This is a genomic window from Halorubrum lacusprofundi ATCC 49239 (genome assembly GCF_000022205.1).
In the GTDB taxonomy this organism is placed as follows: Archaea; Halobacteriota; Halobacteria; order Halobacteriales; family Haloferacaceae; genus Halorubrum; species Halorubrum lacusprofundi.
The window spans coordinates 429,757-454,653 of the sequence record NC_012029.1; the positions used below are offsets into that span (position 1 = coordinate 429,757).

Below are 24,897 nucleotides of genomic sequence, written 5' to 3' on the forward strand. Positions count from 1 at the left end.
CAACAGTCACTGCCTCCTTCGAGCACGACCTCAGCAATGTTGAAGGTCCCGCCGGTACTACAAACCGGCTGAGCTACAGCGTTGGTGCAGGCACTGAAACGGATTCCACGATTGCTAACTTCGAGGTTTACTCCGCTGAGGATGTCAGCCTTGACGCACCGCTCACCGAAGACAATGTGAACTCCGCGGATTTCACAGTCTCGCACCCGGCTAACACTCCGGTCGCCGGTGATGAAGTTTCACTCTTCATCACTGGAAACGATAATTCGACTGTTGTCGATCCCACTTCGGCTACCACAGACGCAGACCCCACAACCTTCACGGGTGTCAATCTGGACAGTCAGGGAATCGCTTCCGGTGCTGGCGACGAGATCCAGTTCCATGCTGTGTTGGCGGCTGACGCCGACAACGGTACGAGCGGATTCGAGGCCAGCTTAAATAACGTTCAGGCTGATGGTACCGCCACTGTCGATGATTCTGATGCGGATATCATCACCGATAGTGATTGGGACGGTTCGCAGCTCTGGGAAGGTCAGACAGTTACTGTTGACCTTAGTGGCAGCAATGTTGCTCCCGGTGACGAGGTCACCGTGCGAGAGGTCACTAACCGCAATGGTAACGGGTACGCGACCAACACGCGACTAGCCCGCTCCCTCACCGTTAGCGGTGATCGGACGATCTCCATCGAAACGGATCGTCTCCGTGGTGAAGCCGAATACGTCCTTCGGACGTCTAACGGGCTCCTAGCAGCCGGAACGGCCGGCGCTGGTACTGACGGAGAGTTCAGGATGGTTCTTGGTGTATCCGACATCGCTGAGGCGCAAGTTCTCACGCAGGACCTCTCGGCAGAGTTTGCTGAGGATGAAGCGAACAACGACGAGAAGATCGACGTCGACGTTGCATCGCTGCGTAGCGAATTCGACGTTGAAGTGAGCGGCGACCTTGACGACAGCGAGCTCTCCGAAGAAGAACTCGAGAACATCTTCGACGACGAGAGCGCAACCGGCCTCGACGACGGCGACGATGACACGGTGCTCATCGAGGACGTCCAGGACGGCGAAGCCTTCGTTGCGAACTTCACTGATGTTGACGGCGGCAACTACTCCTTCGACTTCGACGTCGAGGACACTACGGCCTCCGACACCGACTCGATCGAAGTGACCGAGCTCGGCGAGGGTGAACTCACCCTTGGTGGCGAGAGCATCGTCACCGAACAGCAGGGTGACGTCGCGAACATCACCGTCACCTTTGACGGTACCGCTGAAACTGGTACGCTCCTCGTCGGCGACGAAGACGATGTTGGCTACCAGGGTAACATCACGATTGACTCGAACGGCGAAGACGAAGTGAACGTCCTGTTCAACAGCTACGCCGCGGGTAGCTCCGGTAACGGGACGGTCTTTGAGCTCGCGAACCCGGACGACACGGACGCTGAGCTCGACAACTTCCAGCAGAACCAGATTTCCGACGTCCTCTCCGATGGCGACTACACGCTCTCGGTGAGTACGTCGAGCGACTACGACGATACGCTGGACGATCCCGACACGATCGGGACGCTCGTGCTCGAACAGCGCGCGACGACGAACCAGCAGATCTGGACGACCTCTGAAGGCACCGTCACTGACATCGTCGACGCAGCAGATGCCGACGATGAGGACGGGCTCGAAGAGCTGAACTCCCAGATTGAGGGTGACAACGTGACCCAGGCGAGCACGATCGCCGAGGGCGACTACGTCATCCACCAGATCGAGGCGTCCGGCCTGTCCGGCCTCCTCGCGCAGTACGACGACGACCCGACCACCGCGCTTAACGATGCAGTGACCGACACCGGCGCGGGTATCGGCACTGCAGTGACCGACACCGGCGCGGGTATCGGCACCAACGACGGTGCGCTCAGCCTGCGTGTCCGTCAGACTCAGGCCTCGACGACCGCCAACCAGGATCCCGCTGAACTGCAGAGCAACATCCTGGGTAACATGACGGTCTTCGCAGACGAGGAGACGAACAACTACTACGTCGTCTACGACCTCGACGACACGTCGGCTGAGGATGGCGAAGCGTTCGACGCACGCTTCCGCGTGCAGGACGATCGCCTCCTCAACCCGTCTGACTCGGACCGTGACGCTCTCTCGACGAACGAGCTCACCAACGAGTACTACCAGAGCGTGACCGCTTCCTTCGACGTGGCAGAGCGTGAATTCGAGTTCGACCAGGACCCTTACAACGTGACGAACGCTGAGGGTCAGGCCGTCTCGGGCACCTCGAACGTTGCGCCCGGTACTGAAGTGAACGTCCGCCTCCGCTCGGCGTCTGGTACGAGTCCCTCGTTCATCGAGACGAGCGAGGGCGTGCGTGTCAACGCTGACGGCACGTGGATGACTGAATTCGACTTCAGTGACACCTCGGTCGGTGACGAGTACACGTTCACGGTCCGGCAGACGGGCCTTGACGAGAACCCGTCCGTCGACGGTACGGTCATCGAAGCAGTCGATGACGGTACCGACGATGGTGACGACGGCAACGTGACCGACGGTGACGACGGTGACGACGGTAACGTTACCGACGGTGACGATGGTGACGACGGCAACGTCACTGACGGTGACGACGGCACCGACGATGGTGACGACGGAACCGACGACGGTGACGACGGCTCCGACGATGGATCCGACGGCTCCGACGGCGGTGACGACGGCGGCGACTCCGAAGACGGCACGCCCGGCTTCGGTGCGCTCGTCGCTCTCGTCGCCCTCATCGCGGCTGCGCTCCTCGCGACGCGGCGTAACGAGTAACGCACCTGCGACGCTTCACACTCGCTAACCACCGGCCCTCACGGGCCGACTCCTTGCGGTTTTTCTTTATGACGCTCCGCCTCGACCGGTGAGCGACGGCGCCGCGCAGCGCCGCCCGCACGACGCGGTGTCGGGCTCGGGATCGAGACCCGACTCGCGACGCTCGCCGCGATCACGGACTCGACGACGACGACGACACGATCGAGTCGATCTCGCGAGCACTTCGGCGTCGACGACGTCGCCGACACCCGACCCTGACCGATCGCCGAGTGCCACCATTCCCCACGCGACCGCCGTTGCGAAGCGGTTAAGGGCGAACCGCGGGAAATACGGGTAACTCGCTGGTGCGGACACAGCGGGCACTCGCCGCCGGAGCCGGCTTCGACGCCGCGATGGCCGTCGACGCCGCGCCCCGGGACGAGACGACATGTGGCCGCTTCGCGGCTGAATCGCAACCGTCCGCGGACAACATATGGCACGAAGTTTCTACTCGCACATCAAGGAGGCGTGGCGGTCCCCCAAGGAGGGGAAACTCGCAGAGCTACAGTGGCAGCGCAAACAGGAGTGGCGCGACGAGGGCGCCATCGAGCGCATCGAGCGCCCCACCCGCCTGGACAAGGCCCGCGAGCTGGGCTACAAGGCGAAGCAGGGCGTCGTCGTCGCCCGCGTGAGCGTCCGCAAGGGCGGCTCGCGCAAGCAGCGACACAAGGCCGGCCGCCGCTCGAAGCGGCAGGGTGTCAACCGGCTCTCGCGCCGCAAGTCGATCCAGCGCATCTCGGAGGAGCGCGCCTCGCGCAAGTACCGGAACCTCCGCGTGCTCAACTCCTACTGGGTCGGTGAGGACGGCTCCCAGAAGTGGCACGAAGTGATCCTGGTGGACCCGAACCACCCCGCGATCGAGAACGACGGCGATCTCGGCTGGATCGCCTCGGACGACCACAAGGGGCGCGCGTTCCGCGGGCTCACCTCCGCCGGCACCAAGGGTCGCGGCCAGCGCACGCGCGGCACGGGTACGGAGAAGACCCGCCCGAGCGTCACCGGCAACGACCGGCAGGGCAAGTAAGCCCGCTGCGGTTCCGACCGACTTCTCTTCGTGTATCAGTCGCGTAGTGGCGACGTCGATGTCGTCGAAGCGATCCCCGGCTGTGGTGAGCGAGTGACGAGCGCTGCGGCTGTCGTGATCGACAACCCCGCGGTGGACTTCTCCAAAGTCCCAGTCGCTCGCTTATAAGTGGCTTCCAGCGGATCGACGGTGAAGGTCTCCAAAGCCCCAGCCGGCGAGGACGGCGCACGCTCGCTGCGGTCCTCAGTCACTCGCTCTGCTCGTTCCCTGCGGTCCTTACGTCGCCTGCGCCGTCCTCGCCGGCTGCCCCTTTGAGTCCCACCCCACCCCGCACAGCACCGCTCCGCACCTCACACCTCCCCAGCCTCGTCGGCCACCCTCCGCGTTGCTCCGGGTGGCCGACTCCCTCGCACCGGCGACGCCACCGCCTCGTTCTTTATAAGTGATCGTCGCTGTTCTTGTACTGACCGCTGCTGGAACAACTGACCCGACTGCTACGGGCTTCAACAGCGCCAAAAAAACGAAACCGGAGAACGCGAGCGTGCGTGTTCGATTGCGGTGCGCGGTCGGAACGAGGCGTCTCGAGAGTGTAATTGACATCCTCCCCGCGCTAAAGCGCGAGGATTCCTCCGTTGAGGGTTCGGCTACCGACCCACGGAGGCAACTTGCGGGTTCGTGCGCACTTCTTTGGGACTTTCGTGAGGGTATAGTTTCCCCGACCAGTCGTGGTCGTCCCACTCGAATCGCACGGGCCGTGCCATCGGCCTGATTTCGCAATTGCTGTTTTCCCGAAGGAACGTCTCTGACGCCGTGAGGTCGGCGTGCCCCTCGAAGCCACATGGACACGTCAGCGTATCCTCGTGGCGAACCGTCTTCTCGTGGTCGCCACACTCGGGACACGTCTGACTCGTCCACGCTTCCGACTCGGTTTCGAGGCTGATGCCGTACTCCTCACAGACGCACGCGAGACGGTGGATGAACTTCTTGAACGCCCAGAAGTTGTGCGTCTTCTCGTTCACCCTGACCGACCAATGCGCTTCCAGCACGTCTGTCAGGTCGCCCACGTACACCGTCGCCACGCCCTCATCGTACAGCCGTTCAACGAGGTCGCGCACCAGCGCGTTCTGTGCATGGTCACGACGCTTCGTCCGCTGTCGGTACAGCCGTCGAATCCGATTCGAGGAGTAGCGACCCTCTCGGAGTTTCGACTGTAGGCGGGGCGATTTCGTCTGTCGTCTCGCGGAACCGTCCGAACAACTCACGACCGTCGTAGAGGTACTGGTTCCCAGTAGTCGTGGAACACGCGACGAGATTGTTCGCTCCAACGTCGAGGGCGGCTTCTTCCGAAGCCAGTGGTGAATCCAGTCGAGAATCAGGTACGGTGACTGGTTGAAAAGCCCTGAACGTGTCGCTAACCTCGTCGTACTCAAGTTCCAGACGACCCTGTTTGCCGTCCCACTTCGGGTTGCCTCGGACTTCGAGGCGGAGTCGTTCGTGGTAGCCGAGTCCGTATTCGTCTTTCAGTTCTTGCCCGACAGGGATTTCGAGACGGCTACGTTTCCCCCACTCAATCGTGTACTGGTTGCATCGGATGTAGGTACGGAGTTCGCGTCCGTCCTCCTCGTTGCCCCAGTACGACGGTGGGTTGGCGTACTCGCCTTTCTCCTTGAGGGCGAAGAACGACCGCCACGCTTCGCTGTTCTTGCGCGTGACCTGTTGAACAGTCGCGCTTCCGACGACGCCGTTGTAGCGTCCTCGGTACTCGGGAGTGTCCCACACGTCGCCGTCACCGAAGTAGTTCTGACGACGTTCGTAGGTCAGTTCGTTCCACAGAGAAGCGGATGCATCGAGTAGCCGTAGGAGGCACTCTTTGTCGTTCTCGGTCTGTGGCACGACCTCAAAAGTGTTGGCACGCTTCATTCGTCGTCACCCTCCTGTTCAGCGATGTACTGTTCGACAGCGCCCTTCGAGGCGCTTCCCGCTGTTCCGACGTAGTACGAACGAGTCCACTTCACGCGGTCGTCGTACCGCTGGTTGTACTTGCGGGCGGAGATGCCCTTCACCCAGTTGACGATGAGCGACGGGGCGTTCTTCGGTGGACTCCCGATGAACAGGTGTACGTGGTCGGGCATGACCTCGGACTCGGCCAGTTCGAGGCCCTTGTCCTCACAGATTTCCGCGAAGATGGATTCGAGACGTTCCTTCGTCTTCCCCGTCAGGTGCGAACGCCGATATTTCGGCACGAACACTATGTGGTAGTAGAGTTCGTATTTCGCGTGACGGGTACTCTTCACCATCTATGCATACTATCACGGTCGGACGGGTTAATGATTGCGTTGGAAACCCCGTCTATGCCATCGTCGGCGGTTGAATACTGTTGGTCGGCTTCATCCCCGCCCTGAAGGGCGAGGCTTTCGCCTCGAATTTTCCGTAACCTACCGAGTGGTTACATCGCACCGCCCATACCGCCCATGCCGCCCATGCCGCCGGCGGGGGCGCCGCCCTCGTCGCCGTCGCCGCCGGTCGACAGGTCGCCCGCAGAGATGATGTCGTCGATTTTCAGCACGAGGTTCGCGGCCTCGGCGGCGGAGGCGATCGCCTGCTCTTTCGCGTGAGCCGTCTCGACGACGCCGGCCTCGGTCGTGTTCTCGACTTCGCCGGAGAAGACGTTCAGTCCGGCCTCGGTGTCGCCGGCCTCGTGGGCCGCGCGGAGGTCGACGAGCAGGTCGATGGCGTCGAGCCCGGCGTTCTCGGCGAGCACGCGGGGGATCAGTTCGAGCGAGTCGGCGAACGCCTCGACGGCGAGCTGCTCGCGGCCCGAGACGGTGTCGGCGTAGTCGCGCAGACGGCTCGCGAGCTCGACCTCGATGGCGCCGCCGCCGGGGAGCGTCCGCCCGTCGGAGACGGTCGTCGAGACCACGTCGATGGCGTCCTGGATGCCGCGTTCGAGCTCGTCGACGACGTGCTCGGTGGTGCCGTACAGCAGGAGGGTGACGCCGTGGGCGTCCTCGCCCTCGACGTAGAACAGCCCCTCCTCGGTGTCACGGCTGACCGTACCGATCGCGAGGTCGTCGGCGGTGAGCGAATCGAGGTCGCTGACGATGGGCGCGCCGAGGACGTTCTTGAGGAAGGTCAGGTCGGACTTCTTCGTCCGGCGGACGGCGAGGATGCCCTCCTTCGCGAGGTAGTGCTGGGCGAGGTCGTCGATCCCCTTCTGACAGAAGACCACGTCGGCGCCAGATTCGACGATTTTGTCGACTTTGTCGCGGAGCTGCTCTTCTTCCTGATCGAGGAAGCGCTGGAGCTGGTCGGGCGACTCGACGTTGACGGCGGTGTCAACGTCGGCCTCCTCGACCTCGATCGGGTCGTTGAGGAGGAGGACGTTCGCGTCCTCGAAGTCGGTCGGCATGTCCTCGTGGACCGGGTCCTTGTCGATGACGGCACCCGAGAGCAGGCGGGACTGTCCGGCCGCGCGGCCGGTGCGCGTCTCGATGTTGAGGTTCGCCAGATCGACGACGTGCGAGCCGTCGTCGGCCTCGACGGTGACGCCCTGAATCGCGCGGACGACGAGGTCAGCGAGGGTGTCCTTATCGAGCTCCGCGCCCTTGCCGGTCATCGACGTCTCGGCGACGCTTTTCAGGGTCTCGGTGTCGTCGGGGTCGACCTGTGTGGCGACCTCGTCGACCTGCTCGCGGGCGTACTCGCTCGCGAGGTTGAAGCCCTTGATGACGGCCGTCGGGTGAATATCCTGTTCGAGAAGGTCCTCGGCGTTCTTCAGGAGCTCGCCCGCGATCGCGACCGCGCTCGTCGTGCCGTCGCCGGCCTCGTCCTCCTGAGTCTGGGCGACTTCGACGATCATCTCGGCGGTCGGGTTGTCGATGTCCATCGTCTGCAGGATGGTGACGCCATCGTTCGTGATGGTGACGCCGCCCGTCGAGTCGACGAGCATCTTGTCCATCCCTTTCGGCCCGAGCGTCGAACGTACGGATTCGGCGACGCCGCGCGCCGCGGAGATGTTGTACTCCTGTGCGTCCTTGTCCTTGACGCGCTGGGCGTCGTCGCCCATGATGATCATCGGCTGACCCTGCTGCATTCGCTGGCTCATACAACGTTTGATTGATTGTGATTCTATATAAATGTGTCGTTGATTGCTGTTCGATCGAGATCGCGGAACCGTACACGAACAGGCCAAAAACCGCCAGACTCCGCGGCTTTCGAACGACATTTGTGTGTATAGTTAGCATGCAACTTTATCACGATTGTATACCCCCATGCGGGTCGTTTATATATTCATTTGCGCCGATCGATGAGTGTCCGTTCGAGGCGTTGCGAGCCGCTACTGTCGAGCGTGTTATTGTCGAACGTCGCTGTCGGATGTCGCTGTCGGATGTCGCTTTTGCGACGTCGCTATCGGTGTTTCGGTGTGAATTACCGAACGAGAACGGAAACGTGCGGTCGCCCGCGAGCGGTCACCGGTCGCGCTCGTCGCTCCCGGTGAGGTACTGCGAGTCGATCTCGTCGAGCGTCGGTTCCGGTGGTTCGTCGGCGGCGTCGAGCTCACGTCGGTTGAGGCGGCTCTCTAACTGCCGGCGCTTGTTTCTCCCTTTCCGCTCGCGACCTGCTTTCGTGTCTGGCATCGTCATCCATGTCAACACTACCCATACTAATGAGTCTTGTGTCGGTGTATCGAAACGTCTGTGACGTGACCGAATGGCACCGCTGCGCCGGGCTATGAGTGCGAGATCCTCAAAAAGCGCCAGACGAAGGGAGTTGAGCCCCAGTCGTTCCGCTCGCTCCGCTCGCGTCACTCCCTGGTTCAAATCCGCTGGTGCTTTTGCTGTCGCAGAACTCACTCGTCGCTCCGCTCCTCGTTCGTTGTTGCGACAACAAAAACGCCAGGAGAGGGATTTGAACCCCCGATCCCAGAAGGGAACACGCTTTCCAGGCGTGCGCCTTACCACTCGGCCATCCTGGCTCGGTCTGAGATAATTCGGTGGGACTGTTAAGTCCTTCTTTTCGCGTGGAGTCGGTACTCGGTCGCGTACGCGATCCCGCCGGACGCGACGACGATCGTTCCCGCGAGCGCGAACAGCCCGACGTACCCGAAGGGGAGATCGCCGTCGACGAGCAGGTACCCCTGCGCGAGCACGAGGAACGCGAACCCGCCGACAAGTCCCCACAGGGCGGCGGATCGCGCCCTCGCCGGACGGGTCGCCGAGACACCGGGCGAGCCCGCGGTCCCTTCGTTCCCGTCCCTCTCTTGTTCGTCGGCCCTGTCGGCCCCATTGGCCCCGTCGGCCATCTACTCGGCGACGGCGACGGCCTCGATCTCGACGCCGACGCCCTTCGGGAGCGCGCCGGCCTGCACGGCCGACCGGGCGGGCGGCGATTCCTCGAAGTAGCCCGCGTACGTCTCGTTCATCTCGTCGAAGTCGTCGATGTCGGCGAGGAAGACGGTCGTTTTGAGCACGTCCGCCGGATCTGCGCCCGCCTCGTCGAGCACGGCCACGAGGTTGTCGAGGGCCTGCTCGGTCTGTTCGGCGATCGACGCGTCGTCGAGGAGGTCGCCGTCCGGCGTCAGCGGGATCTGGCCAGCTGTGAACACGAGGTCGCCGTTCGTCGTCGCCTGACTGTACGCGCCGACCGCCGCGGGGGCCGCGTCGGTGTGAACTGTCTCCTTCATACGCGTTCGCCTTCGACTGGCGTCCCTAAGAGTGCCCGGGGAACGCGTCTCTCTCCACACCACCGTTGCCCCTATATCCTTTGCGTGCTAACACACGGCATATGACGGGAGCAGACATCGCCCCGGTCGTCGCGATCCTCGGCGCGGTGGCCTTGATCAATCTCGCGTTCGCGTGGCTGTTCACGCGCGGGGACCGCGATCCGGCCGACTTCCTCGGGTCGGCGCGCGAGGTTCCCGAGGACTCGACGGCCGAGTTAGAGCGGGACAGCGACCGTGGGCCCGACCGCGAGCCCGAGCCCGGCCCGGACCCGCCCCGCGACGGCGCGACGGACTTCACGGTGAACGCGGGAGAGTCGGAGCCGACGGGCGACCCGCCCCCGCTCGACACCGACGGCGAGACGGTCGTCTGTCGGCACTGCGGCGCGGCGAACCGGACGGGCTACCAGTACTGCCGCTGGTGCGTCCGCTCCGGCTTCGTCGACGACGGGTCCGACGGGACCGCGGGGGCGGCGATGACGAACCGGTCGCTGTGAATCAGTCCGCGTCGACGCGACACCCGCCCGAGTAGTCGATCCCCTCGATCGTCTCGATGCCGTCGTCGCCACAGACCGGGCAGTCGGGGTTGCGCCGGTACGGCACGGATTCGAAGGTCATGTCCATCGCGTCGTAGAAGAGCACGCGCCCGTCGAGCGTCTCACCCGTGTCGAGCAGGAGTTTGATCGCCTCGGTGGCTTGAATGCACCCGACCGTCCCAGGCAACACACCGAGCACGCCGGTCGTCGCACAGTCGGGCACCGTCCCCGGTTCCGGCGCCTCCGGGAACAGACACCGGTAACAGGGGCCGTCGGGAACGAGCGTCGTCGCCTGCCCCTCGAACTTGTAGATCGCGCCGTGGACCACGGGAAGCCCCTCGATCCGGGCGGCGTCGTTGACAACGTATCGAGTCCGGAAGTTGTCCGCGCAGTCGACGACGAGGTCGTAGCCGGCGAGCAGGTCGCGGACGTTCCCCTCGTCGAGCCGCGTCTCGTACGTCTCCACGTCGATGTCGGGATTGAGCCGGTCGACGTACCGCGCCGCCGACTCGACCTTCGGCTCGCCCACGTCGGCGTCGCCGTGGATCACCTGCCGCTGGAGGTTCGAGCGCTCGACCACGTCGCCGTCGACGATCCCGATTGTGCCGACGCCCGCGGCCGCGAGGTACTGGATGACCGGCGCGCCGAGCCCGCCGGCGCCGACCACGAGCGCGCGTCCGTCGAGGAGGCGCTTTTGCCCCTCCGGGCCGACCTCGTCCATGATCACGTGTCTGGAGTACCGGTCGAGTTGGTCAGCGTCGAGCGAGAGACTCATGGGTGAATATGGGCGGTGAATCGGTATAATCGTGTTCCCGTCTCTCTGCCGTTCCGATGTTTGGGGGTGTTCGAGGCGTTCGAGGTGTTCGACGCCCCGCGGACGGTTTATAAGTAGTCGCCCAGCAGCGGCTCGACGCGCTCGCGGGTGTCCTCCGGGATCGCTTCAGTAGGCGTGTTGACGGTGCCTTCGAGCGATGTGTGGGCGTCGCACTCCAAGCCGTCCGGGAGCGTCCGCACGGCCTCCTCGACGGCGGCTTTGATCGCCTTCTGATTCTGTTCGGCGTTCTCCAGTACCTCCGCGAGCGTCACCTCGCTGTCCGCCTTCCACACGTCGTAGTCGGTGACGCCGGCGATCGTCGCGTACGCGATCTCCGCCTCGCGGGCGAGCTTCGCCTCCGGGATCGCGGTCATGCCGACCAGGTCCCACCCTTGACTCTTGTAAAACTCCGACTCCGCACGCGTCGAGTACTGCGGGCCCTCGATGCAGACGTAGGTGCCGCCCTTCACGACGTTCGTGTCGTCGGCGGTGTCACCCTCCCCGTCGCCGCCGACGGCCGACTCCGCGGCCTCGGTGAGGTGATCGACCAGCTCGGGGCTGTACGGGTCCGCGAACGGCTGGTGGACGACGACGCCGTCGCCGTAAAAGGAGAGGTCGCGGTGCTTCGTCCGGTCGTAGATCTGATCGGGAACGACGAGCGTGCCGGGCTCCAGTTCCGCTTTCAGGCTCCCCACCGCGTTCGACGCGAAGATGTGCGTGACGCCCGCCTTTTTAAGAGCGTACATGTTCGCGCGGTAGGGGAGGTCGGTGGGCGAGACGCCGTGGTTCGAGCCGTGCCGCGGGAGGAAGGCCACTTCCTTCCCCGTGTCCCCGAACTCGCCGATCGTGATCGCGTCGCTGGGCTCGCCGTAGGGCGTGTCGTACTCGACCTCGCGCACGTCGTTCAGGGGCAGCGCCTCGTAGATGCCGCTGCCGCCGATAAAGCCGATGGTGCTCATACCCGGAGTGCGCCCGCTCGCTACTTATAAGGAGTGAAAGGGGAGCTACAGCAGCCACCGCACCGCCGCGAGCGCGAGCGCGCTCACGACGAGCAGGTGGACGAGGACCGCGCCGACGGCGGCCCCGCCGACCTCGCGCATCTCCCGGAGCCGGATCGAGAGCCCGAGGCCGACGAACGCCAGCGTGAAGAGCGCGTCCGACACCCGTCCGATCGACTCCAGCGCGGCCGGCGAGAGGAGCCCGCTGTTCGCGACCGCCGCGACCGCGAGGAACCCGAGCAGGAACTTCGGGAACTCCGCCCACAGCCGCCGCACGCCGGGCTCGGTCGCCGACCGCGCGGTGTACGCGAGCGAGTAGGCGATCGCGACGCCCCCCAGAAGGGAGTTGCGCGCGAGCTTCGTCACGGTCGCCCACTGGCCCGCCTCCGTCGAGTGCGCGAACCCCGCGGCCGCGACGGGGCCGGTCGAGAACATGCTCACGCCGGCCCAGACGCCGAACTGGCGGCCGGTGAGTCCGAGCCACTCGCCGGCGATCGGGAACGCGACGAGCGTGACGGCGTCAAAGAGGAGGACGGTCGCCGCCGCGAACGTGATCGCTGACCCCCGCGCGTCGAGCACGCGCCCGATCGCGACGACCGCGGAGACGCCGCAGATACTCGCGCCCGCGGCCAAAAGCGAGGGCGTCGTCCCGTCGAGCCGGAACAGACCCCGAGCGATCGCCTCCGCGAGCAGGAGTCCGCCGCCGACCGCGACGACGACGAGCCCGAGCACGGTCGGCCCCGCGGCGAGGAACTCTTCGATGACGACCGCCGCGCCGAGCAGGACGATTCCGGTCTCCAAGAAGAGCTTGTCGACGCCGACGCCGGGCTCCGCTGCGTCCGGCGTCCCCGCGGTGTTACCGACGAGCGCGCCGATTCCGACCGCGACGACGAGTGGTTGGAGCCCGTCGACCGCGCCGGCGATGAGGTGCGAGAGGATCGCGCCGACGGCCAGAAAGGCGATTCCGGGGAGGTACGGTCGAGCGGCAGAGATGACTCCCATCAGAAGACGCCCGCGACCTGTCCCGCGACGTGGGCGGCGACGACGGCGAGCCCGAGCACGAGCGCCTGCCAGCCGCGGTCGAGTGCGAGCCACCGATCGACGAGCGGGGAGCCGGTCCGGGCGGCGGCGTCCGGCCGGTCGCCGGTCCTGTCCGCCCGATCGCCCGGCCCGTCGGCGGCGTCCGATACCATACGTGGGGATCGCCGCGCTCGCTATATATAAGGTCGGACTCGGGGCGTTTCGGGAGGAGAACAAGCTGAATCGCGCCGGGGAAGGACCGAAAGAGGCACTTCGCGGGGCGGTGTCATGTCCACAACTAATGCCCACCACCCAGATCAAAGATCCCGTCCACGGCTACGTCGAGCTCCCGGACGCGCTCGTCGAGGGCGTCGTCGACACCCGGCCGTTCCAGCGGCTGCGGTACGTCCGCCAGCTCTCGGCGACGCACCTCGTGTACCCGGGCGCGAATCACACCCGGTTCGAGCACTCGCTGGGCGTCTACCACCTCGGCCGAACCGTCTTCGAGAACCTCCGACAGCAGTCGTACTTCGCACGGGAGGCGACCGTCGACGAACTGGAAGAGATCCAGCGCACCTTAGAGTGCGCCTGCCTGCTCCACGACGTGGGCCATCCGCCCTTCTCGCACCTCTCCGAGGGGTTCCTCGACGAGGGGGTACTCCGGGAGCGCGTCGCGGAGACGGGCTTAGTCGACGCCTTCGACGCGGCCGGCGTCGGCGGCGCCCCGCTCCGCTCGGCGAACCCGCACGAGCTACTCGGCTGCGTGATTATCGTCGAGGAGTACGGCGACGCGCTCCGGGCGTTCGATGTCGACCCCTTCGAGGTGTGCGCGTACGTGCTCGGCTACAGCCTCGCGTACGAGCGCGGCGAACCGTGGCAGTACGGGGTCGGCGCCCAGCTGCTCCACTCACCCATCGACGTGGACCGGCTCGACTACATCACTCGGGACAACTACATGACCGGTGCCGGCGTGTTGAGCTTCGACGTCGACCGTATGGTCGACGCCTACACCGCTCACCCCGAGGAGGGCCTGGCGCTCACCGAGAAGGCGCTCTCGACCATCGGCAACTACCTCGAAGGGCGGATCGCGCTGTACATGTGGGTCACCCAGCACCACAAGTCGGTGTACGCGAACCGGCTCCTCCAGGCGATGCTCGGCGAATACGCCGCCGAGACCGGCGAGAGCCCGGTTACGGTCAACGGCGTGCTCTCCCGAGAGCTCGACGACAATGCGGTGCTTGAGCGCCTCCGGATCGCCGCCCGCGATCGCCCCGATTCGACGCTGGCGTCGATGTACGATCGCTTCCGGGGGCGGCGCTTCCCGGCCACCTGCTGGAAACACCGGATCGCGCTCGCCGACCGGGTGGGCCGAGACCTCGACGGCGACCTCGGCGGGGACGGCGGCGAAGCCCTCGACGAGTTCACGGCGTGGCTCACCGAGGGCGACGATCGGCTGGAACGACTCCTCGCCGACGCCCTCGACGTGCCGGTCCACGAGGTGTGGATCGACCGGTCGTACGTGCCGGCCTACGACCCCGACGAACTGGAGGACATCCCCATCGCGTACGGCGGGACGACGCGGTCCGTCGGCGATTGGGGGCTGTACGGCGACCGCGCGTTCGACGTGCCGATCCCCTTCGTGTTCGTCCCCGACGGGACGAAGCGGCGGGCGATCCGCGTGCTCACGGAGGCGTTCGAGCGGGAGGTCGGGGAGACGAAGCAAGCTTGACATCCTCCCCGCGCTAAAGCGCGAGGATTCCTCCGTTGAGGGTTCGGCTACCGACCCACGGAGGCAACTTGCGGGTTCGTGCGCACTTCTTTGGGACTTTCGTGAGGGTATAGTTTCCCCGACCAGTCGTGGTCGTCCCACTCGAATCGCACGGGCCGTGCCATCGGCCTGATTTCGCAATTGCTGTTTTCCCGAAGGAACGTCTCTGACGCCGTGAGGTCGGCGTGCCCCTCGAAGCCACATGGACACGTCAGCGTATCCTCGTGGCGAACCGTCTTCTCGTGGTCGCCACACTCGGGACACGTCTGACTCGTCCACGCTTCCGACTCGGTTTCGAGGCTGATGCCGTACTCCTCACAGACGCACGCGAGACGGTGGATGAACTTCTTGAACGCCCAGAAGTTGTGCGTCTTCTCGTTCACCCTGACCGACCAATGCGCTTCCAGCACGTCTGTCAGGTCGCCCACGTACACCGTCGCCACGCCCTCATCGTACAGCCGTTCAACGAGGTCGCGCACCAGCGCGTTCTGTGCATGGTCACGACGCTTCGTCCGCTGTCGGTACAGCCGTCGAATCCGATTCGAGGAGTAGCGACCCTCTCGGAGTTTCGACTGTAGGCGGGCGATTTCGTCTGTCGTCTCGCGGAACCGTCCGAACAACTCACGACCGTCGTAGAGGTACTGGTTCCCAGTAGTCGTGGAACACGCGACGAGATTGTTCGCTCCAACGTCGAGGGCGGCTTCTTCCGAAGCCAGTGGTGAATCCAGTCGAGAATCAGGTACGGTGACTGGTTGAAAAGCCCTGAACGTGTCGCTAACCTCGTCGTACTCAAGTTCCAGACGACCCTGTTTGCCGTCCCACTTCGGGTTGCCTCGGACTTCGAGGCGGAGTCGTTCGTGGTAGCCGAGTCCGTATTCGTCTTTCAGTTCTTGCCCGACAGGGATTTCGAGACGGCTACGTTTCCCCCACTCAATCGTGTACTGGTTGCATCGGATGTAGGTACGGAGTTCGCGTCCGTCCTCCTCGTTGCCCCAGTACGACGGTGGGTTGGCGTACTCGCCTTTCTCCTTGAGGGCGAAGAACGACCGCCACGCTTCGCTGTTCTTGCGCGTGACCTGTTGAACAGTCGCGCTTCCGACGACGCCGTTGTAGCGTCCTCGGTACTCGGAAGTGTCCCACACGTCGCCGTCACCGAAGTAGTTCTGACGACGTTCGTAGGTCAGTTCGTTCCACAGAGAAGCGGATGCATCGAGTAGCCGTAGGAGGCACTCTTTGTCGTTCTCGGTCTGTGGCACGACCTCAAAAGTGTTGGCACGCTTCATTCGTCGTCACCCTCCTGTTCAGCGATGTACTGTTCGACAGCGCCCTTCGAGGCGCTTCCCGCTGTTCCGACGTAGTACGAACGAGTCCACTTCACGCGGTCGTCGTACCGCTGGTTGTACTTGCGGGCGGAGATGCCCTTCACCCAGTTGACGATGAGCGACGGGGCGTTCTTCGGTGGACTCCCGATGAACAGGTGTACGTGGTCGGGCATGACCTCGGACTCGGCCAGTTCGAGGCCCTTGTCCTCACAGATTTCCGCGAAGATGGATTCGAGACGTTCCTTCGTCTTCCCCGTCAGGTGCGAACGCCGATATTTCGGCACGAACACTATGTGGTAGTAGAGTTCGTATTTCGCGTGACGGGTACTCTTCACCATCTATGCATACTATCACGGTCGGACGGGTTAATGATTGCGTTGGAAACCCCGTCTATGCCATCGTCGGCGGTTGAATACTGTTGGTCGGCTTCATCCCCGCCCTGAAGGGCGAGGCTTTCGCCTCGAATTTTCCGTAACTCGCGACAGCGAGTGCAGTCGTCGACCGATGTAGTCGTCGACCGGGACAGTCGCCGGCCGAGTCAGTCGTCGGCTTCGGCGGTAGCGTGATCGTCGGCGCCGTCGTCCTCGGTCTCAGCGCCTGCCTCCGCGTCGGCGTCGACCCGTGGGAAGTTCTCGATCGTCGCCTCGCGGAACGCCGCCTCGTCGAACTCGTGGTCCTCGTCGAAGAAGTCGAGAACCGTGTGTACGTCGGTCATCGCGTTCTTCAGCGCGGTCGACGCGCCCGGCGAGGGCGTGATGTTGAACAGAACCCCGTCGCCGGTGATCTTCGCCTCGCCCATGTCGAGCTCCTTGGTCTCCGTATTGACGATCTGCGGGCGCACGCCGCCGTACCCCTTCGCGCGCTCGATGTCGTCGACGTCGACGCTCGGCACGACCTTCTGGACGTCCGGGAGGAACGCGCGCTTGCCGATCTCGGGGATGTCGTACACGAGGTTGCGCACGACGTAGGGGAAGAGGATGCGGTCCGAGAGGATGTTGACGTAGCTCAGGACCGACGCCGGCGAGAAGCCGAACACGTCGGCAAAGTCGCTCACGGTGGAGAGTCGGCCGCGTTCGAGTGCGGGGACGAGCTTCGCGGTGGGGCCGAAGCGCGTGACTCCGCCGTCGTGCACGTCGGCGTCGCCGTGGACCGCCGCGAACGGGAGCTTCTTCATCTGCAGCGTGTACACCTTCCCGTTCAACAGGTCGTCGGCGAGGAAGAAGCTCCCCGCGACCGGAAGCAGCGACATGTGCTCGCCGTACCCCATCTCCTTGGCGAACTGGAGGCTGTGGGAGCCGGCGGCGACGACGACCGCGTCGGCCTCGAAGTCGCCGTCGTCGGTCTCGACCGTGAACCCGTCGTACCCCTCGTCGACGTTCTCGACCGCGGTGCCGAGGTGGACGCCGACACCGTCCTCCTCGCGGGCGGCGTCGACGAACGACTTCGCGACCGCGCCGTAGTCGACGACATAGCCGTCCGGTGTCTGGAGCGCCTTGAGCGCCGTGGTCGGGTCGCGGCCCTCGACGACCTTCGGCTCTAGCTCCTCGATCTCCTCGCGGCCGATCTCTCGGAGCTTCGGGTAGAGGTCGCCGAATCCGTTTTGATGGTAGCGCTCTTCCAGCTTGGCGGCCTCCTCGTCGCCGACGCCGAGGACCATCTTGCTGCGCTTGCTGTGCATCTCCCGGTCCGGGTCGGTCCCTTCGAGGTAGCCCGCCAGCAGCTCGGCGCCCTCCTTGACCTCCTCGGCCTTTTCGAGGGTGTAGTTCGTCTCGATGTCGCCGAAGTGCAGCGTCTGGGAGTTGTTCGTCCGGTGGGAGTTGATCGCGGCGATCTCCCGCTCTTTTTCGATCAGCGTCACGTCATCGATGTCGGTGAACTTCGCCACCGTGTACAGAAGCGACGCCCCGCTTATCCCCCCGCCGACGATGATCAGATCAGTGTTCTCGGACATGCGTGGTGAAAGCTCTCACTCTTCAGAACGGGCTCGGTCGTTAACGTTCTTGCTATCTTCGCCGCCGATCCGGCGGTAGAGTCCCTACAGTCGTCGTTTTTGAAGTTCGACAACTGTCGTACTCGAAGCGACCCTGACGGAGGGCCCCGACGGGCTACGGCTCGTCGCGAGCGGTCCGGTACCGCTCGCGGAGCCGGGCGAACAGCTCCCGACCGGTCTCGGTTTGAAGGCGGGGTTCGGTCGTCGCGAAGAATTCGTCGAGGTCGTCGTACTCGCGGAACGCTCCCGGGTCGCCGCCGGCGGGGTCGTACCGGCCGCCGCGTTCGTAGAGCACCGCCTGTAGGCAGACGTCGAGCAGGTCACACTCCTTGACGAGTATCGCCTCGGGCGACTCGCGGGCCTCGTAGTCCTCCCACGCGTCGCGAATACGGTCTGGGAGCGCGCCCGCGAGGTCTTCCATCGCCGCGCGCTCGGCCGCCTCTTTGGCGGCGGCGTCCACCGAGTCCGCCGTCGAATCGGCGCGCGTCGCGGCGTCGCCGGTCTCGGCCTCCGCCACGTCGTGGACGACGGCGAGCCGGAGCGCGCGGTCGAGGTCGAGGCCGGGCAGGCCCTCCCGGAACTGGTCGCCGAGGGCCAACACGAGGTACGCGACGCCCCACGTGTGCGCGGCGACCGACTCGGGGGCGTCGACGCCGCGGAGCTGCCAGCCCGTGCGCCGCTCGTCTTTCAGCGCGTAAGCGTCGAGGAGGGCGTCGAGCGCGGGACCGGCGTCGGAGCTGTCGTCGTTCGGATCCGATTCGTCGTCCGCGTTCATCGCGGGGCGCTACTCGGCGAGCGTCCAGGCGTTCTCGCCGGCGCGGTCGGCCACGTCGCGGCGGACCATCTCGTCGAGCACCTCGTCGAGGCGGCCGGCCTGGGCGACCTCCATCTCGATGCGGCCGATGCCGTGGAACTCGTCGAGGTAGTGCCGAACGTCCTCCCGGTCAAAGACCGTCTGGTCGGCGCGCTCCATCGCGCCCTCGGTGAGGTCGATCATGTCTTCGAGGAAGTTCCACGGGTAGACGACCCACGTCCACTGTTCGAGCCGTTCGCCGACGAAGTCGGGCTGGAACTCGGAGGTACCGAGCAGTTGGAGCGTGGCGGTCCGGACCTCGCCCGCGTCCCGGTCGTCGACGTACTCCTCGGCGCGGCGGATCGAGCCGCCGGTGTCCGCGATGTCGTCGATGATCAGGACGTCTTTCCCCTCGACGCTTCCCTCCGGCATCGGGTAGCGGATCTGGGGCTCGTCGCTCTTCTCGGCGGCGCCGACGTAGTGTTCCATCTTCAGGCTCGTGAGGTCGTTGAGCCCGAGGAAGTCGCAGATGCATCGCCCGGCGAACCAGCCGCCGCGCGCCAGCGCGACGACCACGTCCGGCTCGAAGTCGGCGCGCTTCACCGCGTTGGAGACGTTGCGGCAGAGCCCGTAGATGTACTCCCAGTTGGTGAGGGTGCAGTCGAAGTCGTCCGGGAGATCGCTCATACGGCCGTTCCTCCCACCCGCGCGCTGATAAGGGTTTAGCAACGCTCCTCGAAGACGACGACCGGAGCGAGGACGACGCCGTGACCCACGCGGAACCGTGACCCACGTGCTGTGACCTACGCGGAGTCACCGCGGCGAGGCTGGGGCTTTGGCGGTGTTCGCCGTCGGTCCGTCGTCGACGATTTATAAGCAAGCGGCTGGGGCTTTGGAAAGGTTCTCGGCGTCACCGACGGCGACGACGGAGAGAGGAACCGCGAACACGAGAATCCATCCAGATCCACCAATAAAACACGCATCGTATCGGTCCCGACACGATTTAGGTGACCCGCCCGCAACGGGTCGGTAATGAGTACTCAGGCCGCGACGGAGGAGCGGACGGTCGTGATCGGGCTGGAGGTTCACGTCCAGCTCGAGACCGACACGAAGATCTTCTGCGGCTGCTCGACGGAGCCCGAAGAGGACGAGGAGCCGAACACGCGCACGTGCCCGACTTGCCTCGGGCTGCCGGGCGCGCTGCCGGTCCTCAACGAGGGCGCCGTCGAGGCCGCCGTGAAGATCGGCAAGGCGATCGACGCCGACATCCCCGAGACGACGACGTTCCACCGGAAGAACTACTACTACCCCGATCTCCCGAAGAACTTCCAGCTCACCCAGTACGACGCCCCGATCTGCCAGTCCGGCGAGCTTGAGGTCCGCGTCGACAGCGAGCCCCGAACCATCGGAATCACCCGCGCGCATCTCGAAGAGGACCCCGGGAGCCTCCAGCACGCCGGCGGCTCGATCGAGACCGCCACCCACACCCTGGTGAACTACAACCGCGCCGGGACGCCCCTGATGGAGATCGTCACCGAACCGGATTTCCGGTCACCGGCCGAGACTCGCGCCTTTTTGGCGAAGCTGGAAGAGGTGTTGGAGTACCTCGGCGTCTTCGACCCGACCCGCGACGGGAGCCTGCGCGTCGACGCCAACGTCTCCTTGGTCCCCGAGAGCGAGGTCGCCGCCGACGGGACGATCAGCGACGACGCCCTCGCCGACGTGAACCGCGCCGAGGTGAAGAACATCTCCAGTCACAAGGGCGCAGAGCAGGCGCTCGCGTACGAGGTCACCCGGCAGGAGAACGTCCTCCGGCGCGGCCGCGAGATCGAACAGGAGACGCGCCACTGGGACGAGGCGCGCGGCGTCACCGTCTCCATGCGCTCGAAGGAGGCCGAGAAGGATTACCGGTACTTCCGGGAGGCCGACCTCCCCGCGCTGGAGGTGTCGGACTGGAAATCGCAGATTCCGATCCCGGAGCTGCCCGACGCCCGCCGCGAGCGCTTCCGCGAGGAGTACGGGCTCGACCGCGAATCGGCCTCGAAGCTCACCTCGACGAAGGCGGTGGCCGACTTCTTCGAGGACGTGGCCGAGCAGTTCGACCCCGAACTCGCCGCGACGTGGGTCGCCGACAACCTCCTCGGCGAGCTCAACTACCGGGAGATGTCGATTACGGACGTGGAGGACCGCCTCGACGAGTTCAAACGCCTGATCGAGTTAGTCGCGGCCGACGAGCTCACGGTGAAAAACGCCGAGGAGATCGTCCTCCGTGAGATGCTCGACGCGGGCGAGGACCCCGAGACCGTCATCGAGCGCGAGGGGCTCGGCGTCGCCGACTCCGGCGAGGTCGCGGCCGCGGTCACGGCCGCCATCGACGACAACCCCGACGCCGTGAGCGACTACCACGACGGCGACGAGGGCGCGATCAACTTCCTCGTCGGACAGGTGATGCAGGCGACGGGCGGGAGCGCCGACCCGGGCGAGGTGAACGGGCTGCTCCGCGAGGAGCTGGACGGGTAGGTCGTCGATGCATGTCACCGTCGAGGTCGTCGGCGAGGGGACGGCGGAGTACGACCTCCCCGACGACGCCACCTACGCCGACCTCATTCGCGAGGCCGGCTACCATCCTCAGGAGGCGTCGGCGCTGGTCGACGGCTCGCCGGTTCCTGGCGACCGCCTCGTCGACGCCGAATCGGTCCGGCTGCTCAGGCTTATCAAGGGCGGATCGACGGGCGGCGGCGCGTGAGCGGGGAGGGCGACCCGTCCGACTCGCCCGACTCGCCGGACAATATCGAAATCGGGACGGCCTCACCCGACGACCGCCTCGATATTCTCCGCGTGCTCGACGCCGCCATGCTGGAGACCGACGCCGAGACCGTCGACGCCGCGATCGACGCGGGCGACGCACTCGTCGCCCGGTTTAAAAGAACGGACGCGGTCGTCGGCGCGCTGGTCGCGACGCGGCCCGAGTCGGACCGAGTTCACGTCGACGCCGTGGCCGTCCGGCGGGCGCGTCGCGGCCGAGGGATCGGCTCCGCGCTCGTCGCCGAGACGGTGCGGCGCGCCGAGCGCGACGCCGAGAGTGCGGTCGTCACCGCCGAGTTCGATCCGGAACTGAAGGGATTTTACATCGATTTGGGGTTCGCCGTCGACAGCGAACGCGACGAAGTCGAGACGGGCCGTTTGCGCGGTCGCTGCCCGGCCGGCGGTGGCAGCGCCGACGCCGAGTGAACCGGCGAACGACGCCGATAAACGGCCGGACGATCTACGACGGGGCAATGAGTGGAAAGGACGAGTACTACAACAAGTCGAAACAGCAGGGGTACCGCGCCCGGTCGGCCTACAAGCTGAAACAGATCGACGAGGAGGCGAACCTGTTCGAGCGCGGCGACACCGTCGTCGACCTCGGCGCCGCGCCCGGCGGCTGGCTGCAGGTCGCCGCCGAGGAGGTGGGAGAGTCGGGGACCGTCGTCGGCGTCGACCTCCAGCGCATCGACGACCTCGACGACCACGACGTGGAGACGATCCGCGGCGACATGACCGAGGAGCGCACCCGCCACTACCTGCGCGAGGCGATCGGCGAGCGCGGCGCGGACGTGGTGATCTCGGACATGGCGCCGAACATGACCGGCGAATACGCCCTCGATCACGCCCGGTCGGTCCACCTCGCGCGGCAGGCGTTCGACGTGGCCGAGGAGCTGCTCGCCCCCGGCGGCGACTTCGTCGTGAAGGTGTTCCAGGGCGAGGATCTGGACGCGTTCCGCGAGGACGTCCGCGCGGAGTTCGAGTACCTCCGGACGGTCTCGCCGCCGGCCTCGCGCGACTCCTCCTCGGAGGTGTACCTCGTCGCCAAGGGGCTGAACACCGCCCCCGTTGCAGCCGGCGACCGGATCGAGGTGACGGTCGAGGAGCGCGGCGACGAGGGCGACGGGATCGCGTACGTCGAGGGGTACTCGATTTTCGTCTCCGACGCCGATGTCGGCGAGACGGTGACCGTCGAGGTCGTCGACGCCAAGCCGCGGTTCGGGTTCGCGACACGCGTCGACGTGGGTACTCCCGATTCCGACGAGAGCGACGAGGGTGAGTGAGGCGCCGTGAGCGGTGACGGAATCCTCGGATCGCTGTCGCTGGTCGGACTGCTCAGCCTCTGTTGTATCGGGCTCGGCGGGATCGCGGGCGGCGCCGCGGTCGCGGGCGGAGGCGCCTCGGCGACCACGCTGGCGACGGGAACGACGAGTCCGCGCGGCGCGCTCGTCTCCGGGCTGGTTACCGCCGCGACGGTGTTTGTCGTCGGAGTGGCGTTGACATCCTCCCCGCGCTAAAGCGCGAGGATTCCTCCGTTGAGGGTTCGGCTACCGACCCACGGAGGCAACTTGCGGGTTCGTGCGCACTTCTTTGGGACTTTCGTGAGGGTATAGTTTCCCCGACCAGTCGTGGTCGTCCCACTCGAATCGCACGGGCCGTGCCATCGGCCTGATTTCGCAATTGCTGTTTTCCCGAAGGAACGTCTCTGACGCCGTGAGGTCGGCGTGCCCCTCGAAGCCACATGGACACGTCAGCGTATCCTCGTGGCGAACCGTCTTCTCGTGGTCGCCACACTCGGGACACGTCTGACTCGTCCACGCTTCCGACTCGGTTTCGAGGCTGATGCCGTACTCCTCACAGACGCACGCGAGACGGTGGATGAACTTCTTGAACGCCCAGAAGTTGTGCGTCTTCTCGTTCACCCTGACCGACCAATGCGCTTCCAGCACGTCTGTCAGGTCGCCCACGTACACCGTCGCCACGCCCTCATCGTACAGCCGTTCAACGAGGTCGCGCACCAGCGCGTTCTGTGCATGGTCACGACGCTTCGTCCGCTGTCGGTACAGCCGTCGAATCCGATTCGAGGAGTAGCGACCCTCTCGGAGTTTCGACTGTAGGCGGGCGATTTCGTCTGTCGTCTCGCGGAACCGTCCGAACAACTCACGACCGTCGTAGAGGTACTGGTTCCCAGTAGTCGTGGAACACGCGACGAGATTGTTCGCTCCAACGTCGAGGGCGGCTTCTTCCGAAGCCAGTGGTGAATCCAGTCGAGAATCAGGTACGGTGACTGGTTGAAAAGCCCTGAACGTGTCGCTAACCTCGTCGTACTCAAGTTCCAGACGACCCTGTTTGCCGTCCCACTTCGGGTTGCCTCGGACTTCGAGGCGGAGTCGTTCGTGGTAGCCGAGTCCGTATTCGTCTTTCAGTTCTTGCCCGACAGGGATTTCGAGACGGCTACGTTTCCCCCACTCAATCGTGTACTGGTTGCATCGGATGTAGGTACGGAGTTCGCGTCCGTCCTCCTCGTTGCCCCAGTACGACGGTGGGTTGGCGTACTCGCCTTTCTCCTTGAGGGCGAAGAACGACCGCCACGCTTCGCTGTTCTTGCGCGTGACCTGTTGAACAGTCGCGCTTCCGACGACGCCGTTGTAGCGTCCTCGGTACTCGGAAGTGTCCCACACGTCGCCGTCACCGAAGTAGTTCTGACGACGTTCGTAGGTCAGTTCGTTCCACAGAGAAGCGGATGCATCGAGTAGCCGTAGGAGGCACTCTTTGTCGTTCTCGGTCTGTGGCACGACCTCAAAAGTGTTGGCACGCTTCATTCGTCGTCACCCTCCTGTTCAGCGATGTACTGTTCGACAGCGCCCTTCGAGGCGCTTCCCGCTGTTCCGACGTAGTACGAACGAGTCCACTTCACGCGGTCGTCGTACCGCTGGTTGTACTTGCGGGCGGAGATGCCCTTCACCCAGTTGACGATGAGCGACGGGGCGTTCTTCGGTGGACTCCCGATGAACAGGTGTACGTGGTCGGGCATGACCTCGGACTCGGCCAGTTCGAGGCCCTTGTCCTCACAGATTTCCGCGAAGATGGATTCGAGACGTTCCTTCGTCTTCCCCGTCAGGTGCGAACGCCGATATTTCGGCACGAACACTATGTGGTAGTAGAGTTCGTATTTCGCGTGACGGGTACTCTTCACCATCTATGCATACTATCACGGTCGGACGGGTTAATGATTGCGTTGGAAACCCCGTCTATGCCATCGTCGGCGGTTGAATACTGT

At 64.9% G+C, this 24,897-nt stretch carries 25 protein-coding genes, 1 tRNA gene and 1 pseudogene; 9 read left to right on the forward strand and 18 right to left on the reverse strand.

Annotated features, from left to right (window positions below; all coding sequences use genetic code 11):
* Nucleotides 1–788 precede the first annotated feature (788 nt).
* On the forward strand, nt 789–2,789 hold the full coding sequence (locus HLAC_RS19480) for a BGTF surface domain-containing protein (RefSeq protein ID WP_049933142.1): 2,001 nt from the start codon (nt 789–791) through the stop codon (nt 2,787–2,789).
* A gap of 472 nt (nt 2,790–3,261) precedes the next feature.
* Complete coding sequence (locus HLAC_RS02050) at nt 3,262–3,852, forward strand: 50S ribosomal protein L15e (protein WP_012659654.1); 591 nt, start codon at nt 3,262–3,264, stop codon at nt 3,850–3,852.
* 644 nt (nt 3,853–4,496) lie between these two features.
* Here the strand turns inward: HLAC_RS02050 and HLAC_RS02055 are convergent.
* From HLAC_RS02055 to HLAC_RS02080, 7 genes and pseudogenes are all read right to left on the reverse strand, one after another.
* A pseudogene (locus HLAC_RS02055) lies at nt 4,497–5,772 on the reverse strand (RNA-guided endonuclease InsQ/TnpB family protein).
* Nucleotides 5,769–6,149: an IS200/IS605-like element ISHla16 family transposase gene (gene tnpA, locus HLAC_RS02060; RefSeq protein ID WP_012659656.1), complete on the reverse strand. Its 381-nt coding sequence runs from the start codon at nt 6,147–6,149 to the stop codon at nt 5,769–5,771. Before tnpA (HLAC_RS02060) ends, HLAC_RS02055 begins: the two are co-directional and overlap by 4 nt.
* A gap of 149 nt (nt 6,150–6,298) precedes the next feature.
* Complete coding sequence (gene thsB / locus HLAC_RS02065) at nt 6,299–7,945, reverse strand: thermosome subunit beta (RefSeq protein ID WP_012659657.1); 1,647 nt, start codon at nt 7,943–7,945, stop codon at nt 6,299–6,301.
* A 376-nt stretch (nt 7,946–8,321) separates the two neighbouring features.
* Nucleotides 8,322–8,489 (reverse strand): hypothetical protein, encoded by a 168-nt coding sequence (locus tag HLAC_RS19165; protein WP_012659658.1) that lies wholly within the window; start codon nt 8,487–8,489, stop codon nt 8,322–8,324.
* Between the two features lie 256 nt (nt 8,490–8,745).
* Nucleotides 8,746–8,827 (reverse strand) — tRNA-Ser (locus tag HLAC_RS02070).
* A 27-nt stretch (nt 8,828–8,854) separates the two neighbouring features.
* Nucleotides 8,855–9,154, reverse strand: coding sequence for a DUF7981 family protein (locus HLAC_RS02075; protein WP_012659659.1), 300 nt, complete (start codon nt 9,152–9,154; stop codon nt 8,855–8,857).
* A complete protein-coding gene (locus tag HLAC_RS02080) occupies nt 9,155–9,535 on the reverse strand; it encodes a Rid family detoxifying hydrolase (RefSeq protein WP_012659660.1) in 381 nt (126 codons plus the stop codon).
* A gap of 101 nt (nt 9,536–9,636) precedes the next feature.
* On the opposite strand from HLAC_RS02080, the gene HLAC_RS02085 reads away from it, so the two are divergent.
* The gene (locus HLAC_RS02085) at nt 9,637–10,068 is read left to right on the forward strand and encodes a DUF7577 domain-containing protein (RefSeq protein WP_012659661.1); all 432 of its coding nucleotides are present in this window, start codon (nt 9,637–9,639) and stop codon (nt 10,066–10,068) included.
* A gap of 1 nt (nt 10,069) precedes the next feature.
* Here the strand turns inward: HLAC_RS02085 and ubaA are convergent, their stop codons facing one another.
* From ubaA to HLAC_RS02105, 4 genes are all read right to left on the reverse strand, one after another.
* The gene (gene ubaA / locus HLAC_RS02090) at nt 10,070–10,882 is read right to left on the reverse strand and encodes an SAMP-activating enzyme E1 (RefSeq protein WP_012659662.1); all 813 of its coding nucleotides are present in this window, start codon (nt 10,880–10,882) and stop codon (nt 10,070–10,072) included.
* A gap of 107 nt (nt 10,883–10,989) precedes the next feature.
* Nucleotides 10,990–11,880: an S-methyl-5'-thioadenosine phosphorylase gene (mtnP, locus tag HLAC_RS02095; protein ID WP_012659663.1), complete on the reverse strand. Its 891-nt coding sequence runs from the start codon at nt 11,878–11,880 to the stop codon at nt 10,990–10,992.
* Between the two features lie 45 nt (nt 11,881–11,925).
* Nucleotides 11,926–12,921, reverse strand: coding sequence for a YeiH family protein (locus HLAC_RS02100; protein ID WP_012659664.1), 996 nt, complete (start codon nt 12,919–12,921; stop codon nt 11,926–11,928).
* On the reverse strand, nt 12,921–13,112 hold the full coding sequence (locus tag HLAC_RS02105; RefSeq protein WP_012659665.1) for a hypothetical protein: 192 nt from the start codon (nt 13,110–13,112) through the stop codon (nt 12,921–12,923). The genes HLAC_RS02100 and HLAC_RS02105 overlap by 1 nt, the downstream gene beginning before the upstream one ends.
* Before the next feature lie 128 nt (nt 13,113–13,240).
* Between HLAC_RS02105 and HLAC_RS02110 the strand changes: the two genes are divergently transcribed.
* Nucleotides 13,241–14,668: an HD domain-containing protein gene (locus HLAC_RS02110; RefSeq protein WP_012659666.1), complete on the forward strand. Its 1,428-nt coding sequence runs from the start codon at nt 13,241–13,243 to the stop codon at nt 14,666–14,668.
* 47 nt (nt 14,669–14,715) lie between these two features.
* On the opposite strand, the gene HLAC_RS02115 is transcribed toward HLAC_RS02110, so the two are convergent.
* The 5 genes from HLAC_RS02115 to HLAC_RS02135 form a co-directional block, all read right to left on the reverse strand.
* Entirely contained in the window at nt 14,716–15,990 is a 1,275-nt protein-coding gene (locus tag HLAC_RS02115) for an RNA-guided endonuclease InsQ/TnpB family protein (protein WP_012659667.1), read from the reverse strand.
* Complete coding sequence (gene tnpA / locus HLAC_RS02120) at nt 15,987–16,367, reverse strand: IS200/IS605-like element ISHla16 family transposase (RefSeq protein WP_012659656.1); 381 nt, start codon at nt 16,365–16,367, stop codon at nt 15,987–15,989. Before tnpA (HLAC_RS02120) ends, HLAC_RS02115 begins: the two co-directional genes overlap by 4 nt.
* 200 nt (nt 16,368–16,567) lie before the next feature.
* Nucleotides 16,568–17,980 (reverse strand): FAD-dependent oxidoreductase, encoded by a 1,413-nt coding sequence (locus HLAC_RS02125; protein ID WP_012659668.1) that lies wholly within the window; start codon nt 17,978–17,980, stop codon nt 16,568–16,570.
* A 154-nt stretch (nt 17,981–18,134) separates the two neighbouring features.
* The gene (locus HLAC_RS02130; RefSeq protein WP_012659669.1) at nt 18,135–18,794 is read right to left on the reverse strand and encodes an HD domain-containing protein; all 660 of its coding nucleotides are present in this window, start codon (nt 18,792–18,794) and stop codon (nt 18,135–18,137) included.
* Between the two features lie 9 nt (nt 18,795–18,803).
* Nucleotides 18,804–19,499 (reverse strand): phosphoribosyltransferase, encoded by a 696-nt coding sequence (locus tag HLAC_RS02135; RefSeq protein WP_012659670.1) that lies wholly within the window; start codon nt 19,497–19,499, stop codon nt 18,804–18,806.
* 345 nt (nt 19,500–19,844) lie between these two features.
* On the opposite strand from HLAC_RS02135, the gene gatB reads away from it, so the two are divergent.
* The 5 genes from gatB to HLAC_RS02160 are packed head-to-tail and all read left to right on the forward strand — an operon-like array spanning nt 19,845 to nt 23,134.
* Complete coding sequence (gene gatB, locus HLAC_RS02140) at nt 19,845–21,332, forward strand: Asp-tRNA(Asn)/Glu-tRNA(Gln) amidotransferase subunit GatB (protein WP_012659671.1); 1,488 nt, start codon at nt 19,845–19,847, stop codon at nt 21,330–21,332.
* 7 nt (nt 21,333–21,339) lie between these two features.
* Nucleotides 21,340–21,558, forward strand: a complete 219-nt coding sequence (samp2, locus tag HLAC_RS02145; RefSeq protein ID WP_012659672.1) for a ubiquitin-like small modifier protein SAMP2 — start codon at nt 21,340–21,342, stop codon at nt 21,556–21,558.
* Nucleotides 21,555–22,043: a GNAT family N-acetyltransferase gene (locus tag HLAC_RS02150; protein ID WP_012659673.1), complete on the forward strand. Its 489-nt coding sequence runs from the start codon at nt 21,555–21,557 to the stop codon at nt 22,041–22,043. The genes samp2 and HLAC_RS02150 overlap by 4 nt, the downstream gene beginning before the upstream one ends.
* 47 nt (nt 22,044–22,090) lie before the next feature.
* Nucleotides 22,091–22,900 (forward strand): SAM-dependent methyltransferase, encoded by an 810-nt coding sequence (locus HLAC_RS02155; RefSeq protein ID WP_012659674.1) that lies wholly within the window; start codon nt 22,091–22,093, stop codon nt 22,898–22,900.
* 6 nt (nt 22,901–22,906) lie between these two features.
* Entirely contained in the window at nt 22,907–23,134 is a 228-nt protein-coding gene (locus HLAC_RS02160; protein WP_049933147.1) for a hypothetical protein, read from the forward strand.
* A 30-nt stretch (nt 23,135–23,164) separates the two neighbouring features.
* Here HLAC_RS02160 and HLAC_RS02165 read toward each other — a convergent pair whose 3' ends face one another.
* Both HLAC_RS02165 and tnpA (HLAC_RS02170) read right to left on the reverse strand, forming a co-directional pair.
* On the reverse strand, nt 23,165–24,439 hold the full coding sequence (locus HLAC_RS02165) for an RNA-guided endonuclease InsQ/TnpB family protein (protein ID WP_012659667.1): 1,275 nt from the start codon (nt 24,437–24,439) through the stop codon (nt 23,165–23,167).
* The gene (gene tnpA / locus HLAC_RS02170; RefSeq protein WP_012659656.1) at nt 24,436–24,816 is read right to left on the reverse strand and encodes an IS200/IS605-like element ISHla16 family transposase; all 381 of its coding nucleotides are present in this window, start codon (nt 24,814–24,816) and stop codon (nt 24,436–24,438) included. The genes HLAC_RS02165 and tnpA (HLAC_RS02170) overlap by 4 nt, the downstream gene beginning before the upstream one ends.
* Nucleotides 24,817–24,897 lie beyond the last annotated feature (81 nt).